This is a genomic window from Nocardia sp. NPDC004168, from assembly GCF_040610355.1.
Lineage (GTDB): Bacteria > Actinomycetota > Actinomycetes > Mycobacteriales > Mycobacteriaceae > Nocardia > Nocardia sichangensis.
On sequence record NZ_JBEXME010000007.1, the window covers coordinates 78,533 to 96,952 of the forward strand.

The 18,420-nt window shown below is 68.4% G+C and carries 15 protein-coding genes; 5 read left to right on the forward strand and 10 right to left on the reverse strand.

Annotation, left to right across the window (positions count from 1 at the left end):
• Positions 1–117 precede the first annotated feature (117 nt).
• Positions 118–2,073, forward strand: coding sequence for a GMC family oxidoreductase N-terminal domain-containing protein (locus tag ABZW96_RS15995; RefSeq protein WP_355075192.1), 1,956 nt, complete (start codon positions 118–120; stop codon positions 2,071–2,073).
• Positions 2,074–2,091: 18 nt separating this feature from the next.
• Here the strand turns inward: ABZW96_RS15995 and ABZW96_RS16000 are convergent, their stop codons facing one another.
• From ABZW96_RS16000 to ABZW96_RS16030, 7 genes are all read right to left on the reverse strand, one after another.
• Positions 2,092–2,466 (reverse strand): DUF742 domain-containing protein, encoded by a 375-nt coding sequence (locus tag ABZW96_RS16000; RefSeq protein WP_355075194.1) that lies wholly within the window; start codon positions 2,464–2,466, stop codon positions 2,092–2,094.
• Positions 2,463–2,879, reverse strand: coding sequence for a roadblock/LC7 domain-containing protein (locus ABZW96_RS16005; RefSeq protein WP_355075196.1), 417 nt, complete (start codon positions 2,877–2,879; stop codon positions 2,463–2,465). The genes ABZW96_RS16000 and ABZW96_RS16005 overlap by 4 nt, the downstream gene beginning before the upstream one ends.
• A gap of 30 nt (positions 2,880–2,909) precedes the next feature.
• Positions 2,910–5,237: a nitrate- and nitrite sensing domain-containing protein gene (locus ABZW96_RS16010; RefSeq protein WP_355075198.1), complete on the reverse strand. Its 2,328-nt coding sequence runs from the start codon at positions 5,235–5,237 to the stop codon at positions 2,910–2,912.
• 698 nt (positions 5,238–5,935) lie between these two features.
• On the reverse strand, positions 5,936–7,642 hold the full coding sequence (locus ABZW96_RS16015) for a 3-deoxy-7-phosphoheptulonate synthase (protein ID WP_355075200.1): 1,707 nt from the start codon (positions 7,640–7,642) through the stop codon (positions 5,936–5,938).
• 50 nt (positions 7,643–7,692) lie between these two features.
• Complete coding sequence (locus tag ABZW96_RS16020) at positions 7,693–9,162, reverse strand: NAD(P)/FAD-dependent oxidoreductase (RefSeq protein ID WP_355075201.1); 1,470 nt, start codon at positions 9,160–9,162, stop codon at positions 7,693–7,695.
• 787 nt (positions 9,163–9,949) lie between these two features.
• Entirely contained in the window at positions 9,950–10,432 is a 483-nt protein-coding gene (locus ABZW96_RS16025; protein ID WP_355075203.1) for a nuclear transport factor 2 family protein, read from the reverse strand.
• A 167-nt stretch (positions 10,433–10,599) separates the two neighbouring features.
• Entirely contained in the window at positions 10,600–11,256 is a 657-nt protein-coding gene (locus tag ABZW96_RS16030; RefSeq protein WP_355075205.1) for a TetR/AcrR family transcriptional regulator, read from the reverse strand.
• Positions 11,257–11,428: 172 nt separating this feature from the next.
• On the opposite strand from ABZW96_RS16030, the gene ABZW96_RS16035 reads away from it, so the two are divergent.
• The gene (locus ABZW96_RS16035) at positions 11,429–11,920 is read left to right on the forward strand and encodes a GyrI-like domain-containing protein (protein WP_355075207.1); all 492 of its coding nucleotides are present in this window, start codon (positions 11,429–11,431) and stop codon (positions 11,918–11,920) included.
• A gap of 195 nt (positions 11,921–12,115) precedes the next feature.
• Here ABZW96_RS16035 and ABZW96_RS16040 read toward each other — a convergent pair whose 3' ends face one another.
• Both ABZW96_RS16040 and ABZW96_RS16045 read right to left on the reverse strand, forming a co-directional pair.
• On the reverse strand, positions 12,116–12,268 hold the full coding sequence (locus tag ABZW96_RS16040) for a hypothetical protein (RefSeq protein WP_355075209.1): 153 nt from the start codon (positions 12,266–12,268) through the stop codon (positions 12,116–12,118).
• A gap of 192 nt (positions 12,269–12,460) precedes the next feature.
• Positions 12,461–13,069 carry a helix-turn-helix domain-containing protein gene (locus ABZW96_RS16045; RefSeq protein ID WP_355075211.1) on the reverse strand — a complete coding sequence of 203 codons (609 nt, stop codon included), beginning with the start codon at positions 13,067–13,069 and terminating at the stop codon, positions 12,461–12,463.
• Between the two features lie 34 nt (positions 13,070–13,103).
• On the opposite strand from ABZW96_RS16045, the gene ABZW96_RS16050 reads away from it, so the two are divergent.
• A complete protein-coding gene (locus tag ABZW96_RS16050) occupies positions 13,104–16,310 on the forward strand; it encodes a carboxyl transferase domain-containing protein (RefSeq protein ID WP_355075213.1) in 3,207 nt (1,068 codons plus the stop codon).
• Positions 16,311–16,493: 183 nt separating this feature from the next.
• The gene (locus ABZW96_RS16055; RefSeq protein WP_355075215.1) at positions 16,494–16,637 is read left to right on the forward strand and encodes a hypothetical protein; all 144 of its coding nucleotides are present in this window, start codon (positions 16,494–16,496) and stop codon (positions 16,635–16,637) included.
• A 37-nt stretch (positions 16,638–16,674) separates the two neighbouring features.
• Here ABZW96_RS16055 and ABZW96_RS16060 read toward each other — a convergent pair whose 3' ends face one another.
• Positions 16,675–17,850 (reverse strand): serine hydrolase domain-containing protein, encoded by a 1,176-nt coding sequence (locus ABZW96_RS16060; protein ID WP_355075217.1) that lies wholly within the window; start codon positions 17,848–17,850, stop codon positions 16,675–16,677.
• 155 nt (positions 17,851–18,005) lie between these two features.
• On the opposite strand from ABZW96_RS16060, the gene ABZW96_RS16065 reads away from it, so the two are divergent.
• A complete protein-coding gene (locus ABZW96_RS16065; RefSeq protein WP_355075219.1) occupies positions 18,006–18,419 on the forward strand; it encodes a YciI family protein in 414 nt (137 codons plus the stop codon).
• Position 18,420 lies beyond the last annotated feature (1 nt).

Here is an 18,420-nt window from a genome sequence, read left to right on the forward strand (position 1 = left end):
ATGTGGCCATGCATTCTTTCCCCGAATCCGAAATCACCAGGGCAAACGGGTCTTTAGTTAGTGGTTGTTCATGTCGTGTGATAGAACTCACTGGCGAAACGAAGGGGACTGTTCGACATGGAACCAACAGCCAAGCAACGCGCGGCGATGAACGTCATCTGCGACACGTTCAACCCCGGCGACGGGTTGACGCTGCCGTCGGCGAGCGCGCTCGGAGCCGTTGACACCGTCTTCCAACTGCTGGGGCGCAATCCGCGCGAGGCGGAGAAGAAGCAACTGGCCACGCTGCTGAACCTGTGGGATTCCCGGCTGACCGGCCTGCTCACCGGCAGCGGTCTCCGGCGCTTCTCCCGCCTGTCGCAGGAGGAGCGGGAACGGGCATTGCTGCGGCTGGCCGATTCGCGTTTCGAATCCGTGCGGGTGATCTTCGGGGCGCTCAAACAAGCGTCGCTGCTGTCCTACAACATCACTCCCGGCCCGACGGGCGTCAATCCGCTGTGGAAGGAGATCGGGTATCCGGCCCCTTCCGGTCCGCTGACCACGGCGCCCGCGCCCGTGTTGACACCGCTGCGCTGCACCGAGACGACCGAATTCGACTGTGATGTAGTGATCGTCGGTTCCGGCGCCGGAGGCGGTGTGGCCGCCGCGGTATTGGCCGAAGCGGGCCTGGACGTCGTGGTGCTGGAACGCGGAAACTACTACGACGACCGCGATTTCGGCGCGGGCGAGCTGGACGGGTTGCAACACCTGTACGCACCGGGGCCGCCGGGCACCGCCGACGGTCAGATCACCCTCGTCGCGGGCACGTGCCTGGGGGGTGGGACGGTCGTCAACTGGAGTACGTCGTTGCCGACGCCGGAGGATGTCCGGGCGGAGTGGGCCGCCCTGGGCGCCGCCCAGTTCGCCGAGGACGAATTCGGCGACGCGCTCGACGTGGTGCGGCGGCGGCTCGGTGTCACCGATCGGCGGTCGGTGCTGTCGGCTCGCGACGGCGTTCTCGAGCGCGGCGCCCGCGCGCTCGGCTGGGAGGTGGACACGTTGCCGCGCAACGTGACCGATGCCTGCGACGCCGGTGTGGAGTGCGGCCGGTGCGGTTACGGCTGCCGCCTGGGCGCCAAGCAGTCGGTGACCAAGACCTGGCTCGCCGATGCGGCGGATCGGGGCGCGCGACTGGTCGTGGACGCCGACGTGCGGCGGATCAGTGTGCGAAATGGTCGCGCGGAAGGCGTTTCGGCGGTCACGTCCGACGGCGTGGCGATCGAGGTGCGCGCTCGTGCGGTGGTGGTGGCGGCCGGTGCGATCCAGACTCCGGCGTTGCTGCGGCGCTCCGGGCTGTGCAACCAGAACATCGGCCGCCATCTGCGCCTGCACCCGGCGGCCGCGGTGTTCGGGGTGTTCGAGGAAGAGATCCGGCCGTGGGAGGGCGGCTTGCAGACCCGGATCTGCCGCGAGCACAGCGATTTGGACGGCAACGGCTACGGCGTGATCTACGAAACCGGCCCGATCCATCCCGGTCTCGCCACCGGGTTCATGAGCTGGCGCGGCGCCGAGAACCATCGGACCACCATGCTCGATTTCGCGCGTTCGAACGCGATCGGCATCATCACGCGCGACCGCGATTCGGGCACCGTGTCCGTCGACCGCGGCGGTGAGCCGATCGTGAACTACCGGTTGTCGGACTACGATGCCGCCCATTTGCACACCGGGTTCGAGGGGGCGGCGAGCATTCTGGAAGCAGCGGGTGCGCAGCGCATCTTCTCCGGGCACCAAGCGGGCGTCTCCTACGAACCGGGCCGCTGCGGCTCGCACGCCGATTTCGCCGCCGCGTGCCGGGCCGCCGGGTACGGACCGGGGCAATGCTCCCTGGGCGCACTGCACATCATGGGTTCGGCGCGGATGGGCGGCTCAGCGGAAACCTCGGCCACCAACCCGGACGGCGCCACGTGGGAGGTGGCGAACATCGTCGTCGCCGACGCCTCCAGCTTCCCCACCGCGTCGGGCGTCAACCCGATGGTCTCAATCGAGGCGATCGCCTACATGAACGCGAAAAGGCTTGTCGCGCGGTTGAGCTGAATACCGGCCGGGGTCGGGTCAGAGCGCGCGAATGCCGTCGAGCACCGCGCGCAGGAGACCGAGATCCGATTCGGACCCGGCCGTGGGCTGCGCCGACCGGTAGATCAGCCTGCCGTCGTCGAGCAGGTCGCCGATGAGGACCTTCGTCATCGTCAGCGGCAGGTTCAATCGCGCGGACACCTCCGCTACCGACTGCGGGGTGCGGCAAAGCTGCACGATGGCGGCGTATTCCGGTTCGGTGCGCCGCAGTGCGGTGCCCGGCGCGCCATCGACCACCAGGGTGACCAAGTTCAGTTCCGGGCGCACGGCACGACCCCGGCCGCGGGTGATGGCGAAGAGCCGGACCATCGGACCGGCGTCTTCCTCGTACCAGGGATCGTGCTGATAACTCATGGCTGTGTCGAAGCGGGTGGGTGCGGGCGCGTGTCGACCGACAGATGTGTTCCGACTCGCTGCACCGTCTGATTCATTTCGTAGGCCACCATACCCATATCGGCGGTCTCGGACGCCAGCAGTGCCAGGCAGGCGTTGGTTCCGGCCGTGGTGACGAACAGCACGGCGTGGTCGAGTTCCACCACGGTCTGGCAGACGCCACCGGCGTCGAAATGGTGACCGACGCTGCGGGATAGGCTGTGCAGTGCCGATGCCATCGCGCAGAACCGCTCGGCGTCGGCCTTGTCCAGTTGCGCCGAATGGCCGATCAGCAGCCCGTCGGAAGACAGCAGCACCGCGGATTTCGCTCCGACCAACCCGGTGACCAGCTCGTCGAGCAGCCAACCGAGGCCGGTTCCCTGGGAAGTAGTCATCGTCGCCTTCTGCAGAGGGGGGATTGCGGACTAATCGAAGTCGGGACGCTTCCGGCGTCCCTGGCGGGTGCCGTTCTCGATGGCACTCATCAGATTGCGTGCTTCATCGGCGGTCCGCTGTCGTATCGGGGCGGCGGGCGCCGTCTGCTCCTGCTCCTGGGGAGATTGACGGCGGCGGCGTGGGAGCGGCGGCCTGGCGTCCGCGGCCGGACCGGGATCTGGTGTGGCCGCGGTGTCGAAGCCACGGTCGTCGCTGTGCGGGGTCGGTGCCGGGGCCTGTTGCTCGGAGGCCGGGGTGAACCATGCCGATCGGCCCGGTACCGGCGCCGGTCGAGGCGGGAGGTCGTCCGGCGCCTGCGGCCGCACGGGCTCGATGGGGTCAGCGTCGCTCTGCTCGCGCGGCGAGGTCTCCGACCGCAGGAGTGCGCTCGGAATGAGCACCACCGCCCGCACGCCGCCGTAGGCCGACTCACCCAGACGTACCGAAACACCGTGCCGGTGAGCCAGTTTCGCGACGACGAACAATCCGAGCCTGGTGTCGCTGGACAAAGTCACCACACTGAAATCCGGTGGGTTGGACAGCAGTTCGTTGCGCGCGGCGAAGTCGGCCTCCGACATGCCCAAGCCCTGGTCGATGATCTCGACCGCGACGCCGCGCCCGACCACGACGCCGGACACCTCGACCCGCGCCTGCGGGGGTGAGAAGGCTGTCGCGTTGTCCATCAGCTCGGCCATCAGGTGGATCAGGTCGGCGACGGCGTTGCTCGACACCTGGAGTTCCGGCAGCCTGCCGGTCTGGATCCTGGCGTAGTCGAGACTTTCGGCGACGGCGGCGCGGACCAGATCGATCAGTGGAACCGGCTTGCGCCAGCGTCTACCCGGCTTCTCGCCGCCGAGGATGATGAGGTTCTCGGCGTTGCGGCGGGCCCGCGTCGCCAGGTGGTCGAGCTGGAACAGCAGCTCGAGCTGGTCGGCGTTCTCCTCCTTGCGTTCGGCTTGGTCGAGCAGCGCCAACTGGCGGTGCACCACGACCTGGCTGCGATGGGCGATGTTGAGGAATACCGCGTTGACGCCCGTTCGCGTCTTCGCCTCGGCGACCGCGGCGGACACGGCCGCGACATGGGCGCGGTTGAAGGCGTCGGCCACTTGGCCCAATTCGTCGGAACCGAAATCCAGTCGGGCCAACTCGGCCTCGGAGTCGATGCTTTCGCCTCGGCCGAGCCTGCCCATGAGATCGGGCAGCCGCTGGTCCGCCAGTTCCAGTGTGTCGCGCCGCAATCGTCGCATTCGCCCGATGAAGCGATTGGCCATGATCAACGCCGCGAGGAAGGCGATGGTCGCGACCAACAGCACCCCCGCACCACCGAGCATGGACCGCCGCGCGGTTTCATCGCCTCGCTCGCGCGCGATCTGGTGCGCGTCGCGGCTCTGGTCGTCCCAAAGCTTCAGCAGGGCCGCCGAGACCTGGCCGGAGGCCTCTTGCCAGGCCGCGACACCCATGGGCAACGACGACGTGGTCCTGGAGGCCGAGCGGCCGCTCTGGGTCCTACCGGTACCGGTGGACTCGTCGGAGTCGGAGCCCGCCTCCACCGGACCGCGCACCAGCACCGCGTCCTGCATCGCGACGAGCTTCTGATAGGCCGGTCCGGCGGTGATCTCCTGGAGTTGGGCGAGTCGCTTGTTCTTCAACACGCGGCCGGAGTAGGCGACCTCACTGCGGAATTCGCCTACCAACCGGCTGAATTCGGTCAATTGCGCGGGAGTGTTCTCGCCGACGGTCAGCGCCACCGCGCCCAGGGTGTCCGCCATCGACAGGGCTTCGGCCGCGCGTAGGGGCTCGACGCCGTAGTTCAGTTCCATGGCGATATCGGCTTCCGGCGCCACCCGTGCGGCGAGCGTCGACGCGGCGATGATCGTGCCGATGACCCCGCTGAAGACTTCGAAAACCTCGTGCGGCGCGGCCTGCCGGGTGTCGACCCCGCCGCGCAGCGTCGGAACCATCGCGAACAGCTTGTTGTAGCCCTCGATATCGGAGGCGGACCCGCCGGGATTCAGTTTGCGGGCGGCATCGCCTTTCGCCATCACTCCCGCCAGCGCCGCGTCCGAACGCTGGCGTGCGGCGGCGAGCCCGCGGGCGACTTCGGTGTCACCGGCCAGGGACAACAGCGACAGGCGACGCTCCTCCTGGAACGCCTGGACCATGAGGATGGCCGGTGCCGTCGTGCTGCTGGCCAGCTCCGCCCATTCCTTGGCCGCCTGGGCGGATCGCACCAGATAGCCGGCCGCGCCCACACCGATGATGAGTAGCGTGACGCTCGATATGAGCACGATCGCCAGCAGGCGTACCCGGACACTCACTCGACCACGGACATCACGCCGGCTCGACCGAACCACTCCCATAGCGGGTTCGCGCAGCTCTGACCACTTGCTCACGGCTGGAAAATGCCTACCCTCTGACACGGCCCCGCCCGACCCGGGCGGCACCTCACCTGTACCCGTTCCGAAGAATAACGAAAGTGTAGCGGTTCGATCGCGAATCCCACGGATTCGCTTGGACCAACAAGTGAATCGAAATTATTCCGAAATTCGAGCACGCGAGCTCGGGTGCGACGGGCTCCGCGCGTGATCGTCGACCGTAAACGCGCCCGGATCGATTGCTACTCAGCGGTATAGCGTAGCCGATCCGCAGCTGCAAGAACCAGAGCGAACATCAATCTCTAACTTACCGATGGTTCTGGTCGTATATGGACAGCTCGTTCGATTCCTCAGCTGTCCGCCTGTGCGATATGGGTGATCGGTACCGTGTCATCGGACCAGACACCGAGAAGGGCAGCCCAATGTCCACGGAACCGGGTGATGATATAGCGCCCACTTCGATATCCGATTCCCGCTGCTGGCAATAAATCCGTCGCTCGATCGCCACACCGGCACTCGCCGCTGCGACCCGCGCTGTTCGTGCAAGCGTTGCGAAGTCCCGGAGCGCCGCCGGGTGCCCGGCGAACGATTCCAGCGTGGCCCTCGTTACCGGACCGTCGGCGCCGCGCCGGGAGTTCGTGTCATCGCGGTGACCAGGTGGCCCGCAGTTCGAGCGCGGCGATAACGCGATGAAGCGTTTCGACGGGGTCGGGGCCGCATTCGAGATGCAGGCCGCCGGGAACGGTGCCGGTCGTTCGGCACGTGTCGAAGAACGCGCGAATCACGTCGGCGACATCGTCGGCACCGAAGTCGCCGCCGCCGTGCGGCATGCGCGTGGACGGCATCGGATCGCACACCCAGCAGATCGGTGTGTCACACGCGGCGGCCGCGGCGAACAAGGACGGAAGCGTATCGAGGGTACGGGCGAAGCCGAGTCGGGGGACCAGTGTGAGCCGCCCCGGCTCTTTCCGCGGATTCAATGTGCGACAGAGGAACTCGATGTCGTCCGGGGTAGTGGCGGAGCCGAGTGCTACCGCGACAGGGTTACCGGCATGGATGGCGACCCGCATTCGGTCGTGGGCGAGAGCCCCCGCCCGATGGTCGAGCCACAAAAGGTGTGCCGAGCGATCCCACCATCGTTCGTCGGGTCCCTGGCCGGGCGGGACGACCGGTTCGCGGGAGATGCGCAGCAGCGGTAGCCAACTGTGCAGTTCACTGGCGCCCGGCGGTGCGATCGCGGCGACGGGCAACAGCCCGCTCACCGCGCGGAGCAGGTCGCGTCGCACCGGATCGTGCGACCGGTCGGCGGCGCGGCGCAAAATGTTCACGCACAGCGTGATCGGCAAGCGGTCGGCGGGCCACTCGTCGAGCGCCGCGACAGCGCGGAGGTCGCCGCGGTGTCGTCCGGGCGCTCGTTCGATGGTGACCGTCGCCGCTCCCAGCCCATGCGTCATGACCGCGGCCGCCGCGTACGTCAGTGCCCTGCGCGCGGCGACCGTTCTGGTGTCGTCGCCGGCAGAGGCGTCGTGGCGGCCACCGAGGTGCAGGACGAAACCATCTCCCCGTGCTGCCTTCGCCAAATCCGCGGTGAGGACCTCACATTCGTGGGGTTGTATGGGCCCGGGCCGCGAATGCCGCAGGCGGATGGATGGCGCTGCGGAGTCCGCACCCCGCTGTACGCTGCCCAGGAATTCGTGCGCCTCGAACAGTCGGCTCGCCACCAGGAACGACCCCGGCCGCGCGGGTTCCGGTTCGTCGGCCCAAGGCGGATCGGCACCGGCCGTGGCGGCGTGGTCGGGTGGGATGACGTCCGGGTTGAACGCCTCCCGGATGTAGCAGAGCGGCCGATCCCCGAGGGTCATGACGTATGCCCGTGCCGCGCAGAGGCGACCGTCCGGCCACCGCACCACGCCGGTCCGCAGGAGATGCCGCCGCTGGGATACGCCGCGGGAGATGAGTCCGGTCCCGATCGGCACCCGCACATCGTCCATACCGGAAGCGGCCGCGCCCGCGCGCACCGCGACGACGTAATTGATGGATGCGGTGACCAAGTCGGCGTTGACCAGGCAGGAGCGGCGGACGATGACGCGATCGGAACCGGATACGCCCAAAGCGTCGGTGACCGTGGTCGGCAGCCGGCCGGCCGCGATGTCGTCCTGACGCAATACCCGCACGTGCAGGTCGGTGCGAAGAATCGCCGCCAGCGCGGGGGTGGTGAATCCGTCACTCGCCAGCAGCATCCTGGTCAGCGGGTGGTCGAATCGCCCGATCTCGTCGTGGGTGCGCAATCCCGAACCACCGGGCGGGCGATCACCCGGTGGTTCGGGGCCGGTGTGCGTGATCGTCACGACCGGCTCCGTGCAGTGCCTGTCACGAGGAATCCGTGCCGGTACCGGCGCTAAAGGGTGGTGGCAGCCGTCGGTGGGAGAACGGGACGAGCCACGGCGGCGATCTCCGCTTCGGTCCGCGGCCGATCGGTGAGGCCGAGCACCGGCTCGGTCGTGATGCGCAACTGGCCGGTCGTCGTGTCCGCCAACGGGTCGCGCCAGTGATCCCACACGACGGACATGTCGAGGTGGCCCATGTACTCGAGGTTCGCCGACTCCGCGTGCAGGCCTTCGGCCGCGGAGATGATGGTCGCGGTCGCGGCGCGCTGTTGCACACCCGAGGACTCGTCCATGTCGGTCAGGCCGGCCATGATCTCGGTGAACTGAGCCTGCTTCGTGTCGCCGCTGTGCCCGGTGGTCAAGGTGCCCGCGTGTGCGAAATACTCCTCCGAGCCCACATACTGCTCGTACATCCGCGACACCAGGACGAGGAATCGCGTGTAGGCCCGGCGATAGGCGTCCTCGTAGAAGGCCAGCGCGGCGGACTCGCTCAGTTCGCCGCGCAGGATCGTCGCGATCGCCGCCGCGGCGACCAGGCCGGAGTACGTCGCGAGATGCACGCCGCTGGACAACAGCGGATCGAGGAAGCAGGCCGCGTCGCCGACGACCACCCAGCCCGGACCGCTGAACCGGTCGGAGGTGTAGGAGTAGTCCTGCTCCGCCTTGACCTCCGCGACCTGCCGCGCACCGACGAGCAACTTGCTCATCGCCGCGCTGTCGGCGATGGTCTGTGCGTAGTACGCCTCTCGGCCGAGTTCGCGGAGTTTCGGAGCGGCTTTGCGCGCCGAGACGACATAGCCGACGCTGTGGCGGCCGTTCGAGAGCGGAATGTTCCAGAACCAGCCGCCCTCCGGCGTGGAGACGACGTTGATCGCGCCCTCCGGGCTGTCCGGATGTAGGTGTGCGCCTTCCCAATACGACCACACGGCGACGTTGCGGAAGGCGGGATGCTGCTGACGATCGACGACCTGGTGTTTGGCCAGTACGCCCGCGCGGCCGGAGGCGTCGACGAGGAAGTCGATCTCGGTGGTGTGCACTTCGTCGTCACCGTCGACGGTCCATTCCACGGCCGTCGGCCGGTCGCCCTCGAACAGGACGTTGGCGACCGTGGCCTGCTCGATCACTCGCGCACCCTGCTCGGCGGCGTTGCGCAGCAGCAGTTCGTCGAAGACGTCGCGTTGGACCTGCCAGGACCAGGCCTCGGCGTCCACGAGCTTGGACCAGTCCAGCAACCAGTTGTCGTCCTGCCACTGGAAGTGGCCACCTCGTTTGATCTGGAAGCCGTGGGCGGCCACCGCGTCGTAGGCGCCGGAGACGCGCAAGGTCGACAGGACCGAAGCCAACAGGCTCTCGCCGATGTGGTAGCGCGGGAACTTATCTCGTTCCAGGAGGGTCACCCGGACCCCCGATTTCGCGAGCAGGGCTGCGGTGGTGGACCCGGCTGGGCCGCCACCGATGACCAGAACATGCGGATTGTCCATAGCGAACTCCCTGGAACTGCCGACAACGGATCGTGCGCCCGCCTCAGTGGTGCAAGAACTCCGGGCGAGCCGCGGTCTTCGACGCGTCCGGATCTAGTTTTGCCACTGATTAGCTAAACTAACGGTGCACGGTTCGATTGTAGCAATTGATAGCCAAACCTCAATAGATACAAGCTATTTGGCAACCATCGGTCTATCCGCCCCCGGGTTACTGAAGGGTTGCCAAAATGCCCGCAGGAGACCTTGCCGCTGGACTGCCGTCACTGGGCATGAGCTGCGACGCCGAAGATGGTGGACATCACATCTTCTGTGGAAACCGTTGCGGGAGGAAGTGTTTCGCCAGCGCCATGCAGTCGCGGCGGGGAATGTGGAGGTCAGGGGGTAGGCGGCGATGACATAGGTCGTTCGGTCATCACCCCTCTTTCCCAACGGATCCAAGGATACGGCGGACCCTCGCGTTGCACGAGCCGTTCACCCAGAGTTACCGCGCTGGTGACCAGGTCTCGGCTTCGGCCAACTCCCGGCGACGGTCCAGGCGAGCGGACGACGTTGTGGCGCGGCCGATTTGCCGACCCTTCTGACCTGCGCGGTAAAGAATTTCGCGGTGTCGGTGGTTGTGACACTCCGGTGGGCGAACTCGGTGGCGTGCGCCGAGCCGTCATCGAGAGGGCGCGAACGGCGACACGACCGCCGAGTCATCCAGGAACGGGCGTTCGCGATCACGGAAGTCGGTGTCGCGTCGCGTGAAGGCGGCGAAGTGCCGGGAAATGGGCGAGAAGGGGCGAGTTCAGGCCGGGCCGCGTCCGGCGGCGACCCGGCCCGCGACCGGCCGTACGTCGCGGTGGGATATCAGCCACTCGCCGTCGTATTTCTCGTATCTGTCCTGCACCAGGCCGATGGTGGTCCAGTCCGCGGGGCGGTTGGTGTCGGCGAATTCCCTGGTGGTGAACCAATGCCATACCGTGGCGTAGGCGGTGAGCAGCGGGCCGTCCTCGGTCCACTCGATGGTGGCCTGCCCGGCGACATGCGCCACCATGGCGCGCTGGGATTTCGGCGCGCGGCTCATGTACGCGGTGAACTCGTCGCGTCCGTGGAAGCGCACCACCGGGCCGGGCATGATCCGGTACTCGATCAGCGCGTCCGGTGTGAAACATTCGACGAAACGTTCGCTCTCCCCGGTGTCCGCGAGTCGGAAGAAGTGATAAAACGTGCGGTAGATCGCCCGCTCGGCTTCGATGGTCGCGAGCAGATCTTCGGGTGAGTCGGTCACGTCGGTCCTTTCCCGGCGACAAGGTATCGCGCGGCGAGTCGTACGGTGTCGAATTCGGCGGCAGCGGTACTTCGCAGGTGCGCTGCGGCTCTCGCCAGGTGCGGCGGACGCGGTGCGCTCCTGCGCGTCGACCGTGGAGGCGGTTTCCAAGCTGACGGCCTACGGGCTCAGGGGTTTTCCTTCGCTTCGTAGGCGCGCAGGAAGGTGTCGACCCCCGTCGTGGCGACCGCGCGCATCTCGGTGGTGGAGACCTTGCGGGTGCCCAGCCGTGAGCGGCCCTCCATCGGGCCGGTGATCAGCGCGAGGAACTGTTCCGCGGCGGTGGCCGGGTCGCACGCGCGCAAGCGGCCGGACAGCGACAGGCGCGCCAGCCGATCGGCCAGCGCATCGGCCAGTTGGTCGGACGTGCGGCTCACCACGATGTCGATCAGGTCGGGGAACTGGGCGACCTGCCCGTAGGTCAGCCACCGCAGCGACCGGGATCGCTCGGAGCAGCAGACCCGGATCAGCCGGTACGCCAGGTCCTCCAGCGTGGCGCGCAAGTCGGGGCCGGGGTTGCGCAACCGGTCCACGACCGCCAGGTTCTCGGCCAGCACCGCGTCGCCCGCGGCCGCCAGCGTGTGCCGGAACAGGGTTTCCTTGTCGTTGAGGTGGTTGTAGATGGTCGGCTTGGCGACGCCTGCCGCCTCGGCGATCTCCTGCACACACGCCTGCGCGTAACCGCGGCGTGCGAAGACCGCGAACGCCGCGTCCAGGATCGCCTGCCGTTTGTCGATCCGCCCGCGCGAAGCCGCCTGTCCGGCTTGCGATGTCACTGCTGCCACTCCCGCAGTCTAGTACGCCGACGAATATCAGATTGAACCGGCTGGTACAAAGCTTCGCACGTTTCGGCTCGAGCCCGTGACCATGAGACCCGGCGCACGGCGGAACCGATGAGTTTCCGGCGGTCACGGCGTCGTTGGTGAGGGAGTATCCCCGACCTGAGCAAGGAGAATCATGACCGACGACCTGGCTGCCGCCTCCACGGCCGATCCCGAATTGCTCGATGTCCCGGAGGTCACCACGGCGGTTATCCGTGACCGTGTCCCACCCGCGGGCTTGCGAGACTTCTTCGACCGGTCGTTCCGGATCCTGCCGGAGGTCGTCGCCGGACAAGGCGCGACGATCGAGGGGCCGGCATTCTGCGTGTATCGGGCGGAGTCCGATGCCACGCTGGATCTGGAGGTGGGGTTCGCGGTCGACCGCGGCCTGCGCCCGGAGCGCGACGTCAGGGCCGGTTGCCTGCCCGCAGGCCGCGTGGCGAGGATCGTGCACGCCGGTGGATTCGACGGCTTGGCTGCCGCCTGGGCACATCTGCGGTCCTGGATCGATGAGCAGGGACTCGCCGCGGAGCCGCTGCGGTGGGAGGTCTACCTGACCAAGCCCGCTCCGGACATGGACCCCACGGAACTGCGCACCGAGCTGAACTGGCCGGTTGCGCAGCGATGATCGAACCCACGCCCGCCCGACGGCGCAGCCGGCGAACTGTTGGCGGCAGCTTCGGCGGGATTGCGTCGAATCGAAGACATCCCCGGCGCGAGCTACTCCGTTCGTAGGCCGGTCAGGATGACCCGCAGGCCGTTTCGGAAGTGGCGTCCCGGAATCTCACGACGCTGATCCTCGCGTCGGCCCGGCTTGGCGGCTTCACGTATCGGGGTCCTCGTCTCGGTCGGTGTTGGGCCCCGGGCCCGCCAGATTGCCGGAGTTCTCGGAGTGGCCTTCGAGAATGCCCTTTTCCCGCGCGTTCGATGTTTCGTGCGAGTCGTCCTTGTCGGTGGTGTCGTGGGGCTGATTCATGACTGCTTCTCCTCGGGAAAAGTCGGGTGTCCGGTCCGGGTGGGGCTATCGCGAATCGGCCTACCCCTGGAGTTGCGCGGCAAACCGAGGGGAGCGCCCGGTCCAGCCATATTGGACGCGGCGCTCGACGGGTTCAGTCGCGCTGTAAGTCAATTGAATGCGTGATGCACGGCTCTCGCGGGCGGTGACGGGCTACAGGCCGAGCAGAGTTTCCGCGACCTTTCCCATGGCCTCGCGATACTCCGCACGGCTGGATTCGTCGGCGGTCCGACGCGCGAGGATGCCCGCGGTGAGGGTGTAGCCGATCGTTTCCGCGATCACCCGCGGCGTCGCCACCGGGGTGATGCGGCCCGCGTCGAGTTGACGCTGGAGATACCGGGTGAAGCGGCGGATCGGCCGTTCGGTGATCTCCTCGGACAGCGCCGCAACCTTGGGGTCCACGGACCCGCGCTCATCGATCAAGCGCAGCAGAGGTCCCGCCGCGGCGACCGCTGTGGCGAAGGATTCGATGGTGGCGCGCAGCATATTCCGCGGATCTTCGTCCTCGATGCCCGGCTCCTGCGCGGCGAGGAAGTCGTCGCGCACCCGCTCGGCCAGCGCGAGGAAGATCTCCTCCTTGGAGGCGAAGTACACGTACATCGTCGCGCGGGAGACGCCGGCCTCGGCGGTGATGGCGGCGACGGTGGTGTTGTCGTAGCCGCGCTCGGCGAACACGCGGGTCGCGGCGTCGAGCAGATCGCGGTGCCGGGAGGTGTGCGAGCGCTCCCGCGCGGCGCGCACCGACCAGGTGGACTGGGTCACGCCGATATGGTGACCCATATTGACGTTGACGTCAATGTCAACGACACTGGGCGGCATGCAGGTCGTCGTGGCGAACAGGGGAGAAGTAGCGGTCCGCGTGTTGCGCACCGCCCGGGAACGGGGTTGGCGAACCCTCGCGGTGCACACCGCCGAGGAACGAGACGCGCTGCACGTCCGGCTGGCCGACGATGCCGTGCCATTGCCCGGCGTGGGAGCCTCCGCCTACCTCGATGTCGCGGCCGTCGTCACGGCGGCGAGGAAGGCGGGCCCCGGCGCGTTGGTGCACCCAGGCTACGGATTCCTCAGCGAGAGCGCCGAATTCGCGAAGGCGTGCGCGGCGGCCGAACTCGTGTTCGTCGGTCCGTCGCCCGAAGCGCTCGACATCTTCGGCGACAAGACCGCGGCACGCGCGGCGGCCGAGCGCGCGGGTGTCCCGGTGATCCCGGCTAGCCCCCGCGGCGCGGACATCGCCGAGGTGCGGGCACTGCTCACCGCGCATCCCGACGGGGTGATGGTGAAGGCCGCGGCGGGCGGTGGCGGGCGCGGTATGCGTGCGGTGCGCGACGCGGCCCGCCTCCCGGAGGTGTTCGAACGCTGCCGCGCGGAGGCGCTGGCCGGATTCGGTGACGACGCGGTCTACGCGGAGGCGCTGATCACCGGCGCGCGGCACATCGAGGTTCAGATCGTCACCGACGGAGCCGTGGCGGCGGCGGTCGGCGACCGCGATTGCAGCGTGCAGCGCAGGCAGCAGAAACTGCTCGAGGTCGCGCCCGCCCCCGAATTGCCGGCCGGGTTGCGCGAGCGGTTGCATCGCTGGGCGGTCCGGCTCGCCGAATCCGTCGGCTGCCGCGGTGTCCTCACCGTCGAATTCCTGGCGCGCGGCGACGAGGCGTGGTTTCTCGAGGTCAACCCGCGGCTGCAGGTCGAGCACACCGTCACCGAAGCGGTTCTGGGAATCGATCTGGTGGCGGTGCAATGCGATCTCGCCCGCGGCGCCACGCTGGCCGATCTCGCGCTCCCCGATCCCGGTTCCGCGCGCGGTTACGCGGTGCAGGCGCGCCTGAACGCCGAAACCGTCACCGCGGGCGGCGACGTGCTGCCCGGCACCGGCACGCTGACCCGGTTCGCGCCACCGACCGGAGTCGGCGTACGGGTCGACACCGCCGCGTTCACCGGTATGCGGCAGGACGCGCGCTTCGACTCGTTACTGGCCAAGGTCATCGCCTGCGGACCGTCCTATCCGGCCGCGCTGCGCCGGTGCGCCGACGCGCTGGCCGAGACCGTCGTGACCGGGGTGGACACCAATATCGCCGTGCTGCGCGCGATCTTGACGGATCTGTCGGAGGGCCGCGTCGTGCCGACCACGTGGTTCGAGCGGAACGTCGACGAATTGGTCCGGCGGGCGGATGATTTCGCCGTCGTCGTGCCCGCTGCGCCCGACCGGGAAGAGAGCGCGGCCGCCGAAGTGACGCTGGACGGCGACGAGGAGGCGGTGCGGTCGCCCATGGGTGGCACGGTGGTCGCGCTCACCGAGCCCGGCGTCGTGGTCGCGGCGGGCGGCGAGGTCGCGGTGCTGGAAGCGATGAAGATGCAGCACGTGGTGCGCGCCGAGCAGGACCTGCGCGTGTGCCGCCACGTGGCGGCGATCGGCGCGGTCGTCGATTCGCACGCGCCGCTGCTGACCTTCGTCCCCGCCGAGCACGAGGGCGCGGTCATGGATCACACCGCGGTGGACCTGGATGCGGTGCGCGCCGACCTCGCCGAAGTCCACGCCCGCCGACGGGGAGTGCTCGACGAAGCACGGCCGGAGGCGGTCGCCAAACGCCATCGGCTCGGGCGGCGCACCGCCAGGGAGAACATCACCGACCTCGTCGACGCGGACAGCTTCGTGGAGTACGGCGCGCTCGCGGTGGCCGCCCAGCGCCTGCGTCGCAGTCCGGAGGACCTGATCGCGAACACGCCCGCGGACGGCCTGATCGCGGGCGTGGCCACCGTCGGCGCCGAGCGATTCGGTCCCGGCCGCTCGCGCGCGGTGGTGCTGTCCTACGACTACACGGTGCTGGCGGGCACCCAAGGGATGCGCAACCACGTCAAGACCGACCGTATGCTGGAACTCGCACGCGAACAACGGCTTCCGGTGATCTTCTTCACCGAGGGCGGCGGCGGCAGGCCGGGCGACACCGACTATCCCGGCATCTCCGGTCTGGACGTGACCACCTTCCGCGCGATGGGCGCACTCTCGGGCCGGGTTCCGCTGATCGGCATCGTGTCCGGACGCTGCTTCGCGGGCAACGCGGCGCTGCTCGGCATGTGCGATGTCGTGATCGCCACTCCCGACGCGAATATCGGCATGGGCGGCCCCGCCATGATCGAGGGCGGCGGCCTGGGCGTCTACGCCCCGGAGGACATCGGCCCCGTCGAGGTGCAGCGTCGCAACGGCGTCGTGCACATCGTGGCCGCGGACGAGGCGGAGGCGGTCGCCACCGCGCGGCGCTATCTCGCCTACTTCCAAGGCGACATCGAGGAATGGACCGCGCCGGACCCGCGGCTGGCGCGGCACGTGGTTCCGGAGAATCGGCTGCGTGCGTTCGATATTCGTGCCGCGATCGAGGCCGTCGCGGATGTCGGGTCGGTGCTGGAGCTGCGCCGCGACTGGGCGGCCGGGATCATTACCGCACTGATCCGGGTCGAGGGACGGCCGTTCGGTTTGATCGCCAACGACTGCCATCATCACGGCGGGGCGATCGATGCTCCGGCCGCCGACAAGCTCAGCATGTTCCTACGTCTGTGTGACGAGCACGGCTTGCCGATCGTCTCCTTCTGCGACACACCGGGCTTCATGGTGGGCCCCGACGCGGAGAAGGACGCCACGGTGACGAAGTTCAGCCGCCTGTTCATCGACTCCGCCGCGCTGTCGGTGCCGCTGGGCACCGTCATCGTGCGCAAGGGCTACGGTCTGGGCGCTCAGGCCATGGCGGCGGGCTCGTTCCGCGCTCCCCGGTTCGTCATCGCCTGGCCGACCGGCGAGATCGGCGGCATGGGCCTGGAGGGCGCGGTCCGCCTCGGGTTCGCGAAAGAGCTGGCCGCCATCGAGGATCCGGGCGAGCGGCAGCAGGCGTTCGACAACCTGGTCCAGCTCGCCTATGCCAACGGCAAGGCTCTCACCGCCGCCACCGTTCTGGAAGTCGACGACGTCATCGATCCGGCCGATACGCGCCGCTGGATCCGTACGCTGCGCTGACCGGTACGGCAGCCAGGGATCCGGCGCGACCCGCCACGCGCTTCGGGTCGAGATCATGATCCGCACGCGCGCCCTATCAGGCGCCGTGCCAGGACTGTCCGTCCTCACCACGGGATCGAGGACCGGCGAGCCGGGCAACGCCCGCGACACATCCACGGCAGAGAGACCTGCCACGAGTTGACCGTGACCACCGATCCAGCGACCGGCACGGCGCGGATGCGCGTGGCACTCGGCGATGACGACGCGACGACCACGCGGATCGCCGACCGGCTCGCCGGACTCGTCGACGTGCACGTTGACCGTGCGCTGAACCGCCGCACCCGGTGACCGGGTGGGCCTGCGCGCGTCGCGGCGGAGCGAACGCTCACCGCACGGTCGCGTGCACGCCGTTCAGCGCGTCGACCAGGTTGCGGGCGCGCAGATCGAGCGCGCCTTCGACGATATGGTTGGTGACGTAGGCGAAGGCGAGACGGCGTTCGGGATCGGCGAACGCGAGACTGCCGCCGCGGCCCGGATGGCCGAACGAGGCGGCTCCGCCCAGTGGCAGTTCCGCGGTGGGCAGCATGTACCCCGAGGCATAACGGCCGGGCAGCATCAGGACGTGATCGGTGCCCGCGACCTGTTCCCGGCTGGCAGCGGCGAGAGTGTCGGCGGTGAGCAGGCGCGTGCCCTCGACCTCGCCGACGAGTGCCGCGTACAGACGCGCCAGGCCGCGAGCCGTGCCGATGCCGTTGCTCGCTGGCAGTTCCGCGGCTTGGACGGCCGGTGAATTGAAGTCGATGTCCGCCGGGTCGGTGATCTGGAAGGCCCGATTGACCAGGGCCTGCGGATCACGCATCGCCGCGAGCAGCGGACGCAGCGACTCGGGAACGGCGTCCTCGGGCACCGCGGTCAAGTCGGGCGCGGGCGCGAACACCAAGCGGCTGACCCGGGCCTGCTCGGACGGTGGCAGGCCGATGAAGAAGTCGATATCGAGCGGACCCGCGATCTCCTCGGCGAGAAACCGGCCGGGCGTGCGACCGGACACGCGGCGGATCACTTCGCCGACCAGCCAGCCGTAGGTGCGCCCGTGATACCCGAACGCGGTGCCGGGGGGCCAATTCGGCGCTTGCGCGGCCAGCGCGTCCACCATCGGCGTCCAGGCCAGTGCGTCACCCAGTTCGACGGGCTTGTCCAGCGCCGCAAGGCCCGCTTGGTGCGTCAGCAGCCAGCGCACCGGGATGTCGGCCTTACCCGCCGCCGCGAATTCCGGCCAGTAGCGTGCCACCGGAGCGTCGAGATCGAGTTCGCCCCGTTGCGCGAGCAGGTGCGCGATGGTGGCGACGACGCCTTTCGTCGCCGAATAGACCAGCTGCAAGGTGTCGCGCTGCCACGGTCGCCCGGTATCGGGATCGGCCGTTCCGCCCCACAGATCGACCACCGGCCGCCCGTCCAGGTACACGCAGACCGCGGCGCCGATGTCGCCCTGCTCGGTGAAATCGGCCGCGAACGCCTCCCGCACGGCCTCGTAGCCGGCGGCGGCCGTTCCCTCGATGATCATGCGGGACAGCATGGCACGACGCGGCCGAGCAGAGCATCCGGCCTGGTGACCACCATCGAGAAGTTTTTTCCACCGCGATGTCCGAGAATGGTCAGCGGCTCCGACGTTCCAGACGAGCGGCGCCACCGGGGCGCCGACGACCCAGAGGAATCGCCATGAAATACATGATCCTGAGCTACGCCTCGCAGCGGGACTATGACGGCATGGTCGGCAAGGACACGGGCAAGCCCGCGTGGACGGCCGAGGAATTCGCGGCACTGACCCAGTTCATGACCGAGCTCAACAAGAAGCTCGAGGAATCGGGCGAACTCGTGGAGACCCGCGGACTGGCGGAGCCGGTACACACCAGGCGGCTGGGCATCAAGGACGGAAAGCCGTTCGTCACCGACGGCCCCTACGCCGAGACCCAGGAAGTGCTCGCGGGATTCTGGATCGTGGAATGCGAGAGCTTCGACCGCGCCACCGAGATCGCGGCCGAACTCAACAAGTGCCCAGCTCCCGCGCACGTGCTCCAATCGGTCTACGCCGATGTGCGCCCGATCGCCGAAGCCGCTCCCGAATTCGGCTGAC

Coding starts and splice junctions, on each gene's coding strand:
- ABZW96_RS16050 (WP_355075213.1), top strand. CDS start 13,104: ATGTCAACGACACTGGGCGGCATGCAGGTCGTCGTGGCGAACAGGGGA.
- ABZW96_RS16000 (WP_355075194.1), bottom strand. CDS start 2,466: ATGAGTTATCAGCACGATCCCTGGTACGAGGAAGACGCCGGTCCGATG.
- ABZW96_RS16035 (WP_355075207.1), top strand. CDS start 11,429: ATGACCGACGACCTGGCTGCCGCCTCCACGGCCGATCCCGAATTGCTC.
- ABZW96_RS16020 (WP_355075201.1), bottom strand. CDS start 9,162: ATGGACAATCCGCATGTTCTGGTCATCGGTGGCGGCCCAGCCGGGTCC.
- ABZW96_RS16065 (WP_355075219.1), top strand. CDS start 18,006: ATGAAATACATGATCCTGAGCTACGCCTCGCAGCGGGACTATGACGGC.
- ABZW96_RS15995 (WP_355075192.1), top strand. CDS start 118: ATGGAACCAACAGCCAAGCAACGCGCGGCGATGAACGTCATCTGCGAC.
- ABZW96_RS16040 (WP_355075209.1), bottom strand. CDS start 12,268: ATGAATCAGCCCCACGACACCACCGACAAGGACGACTCGCACGAAACA.
- ABZW96_RS16060 (WP_355075217.1), bottom strand. CDS start 17,850: ATGATCATCGAGGGAACGGCCGCCGCCGGCTACGAGGCCGTGCGGGAG.
- ABZW96_RS16005 (WP_355075196.1), bottom strand. CDS start 2,879: ATGACTACTTCCCAGGGAACCGGCCTCGGTTGGCTGCTCGACGAGCTG.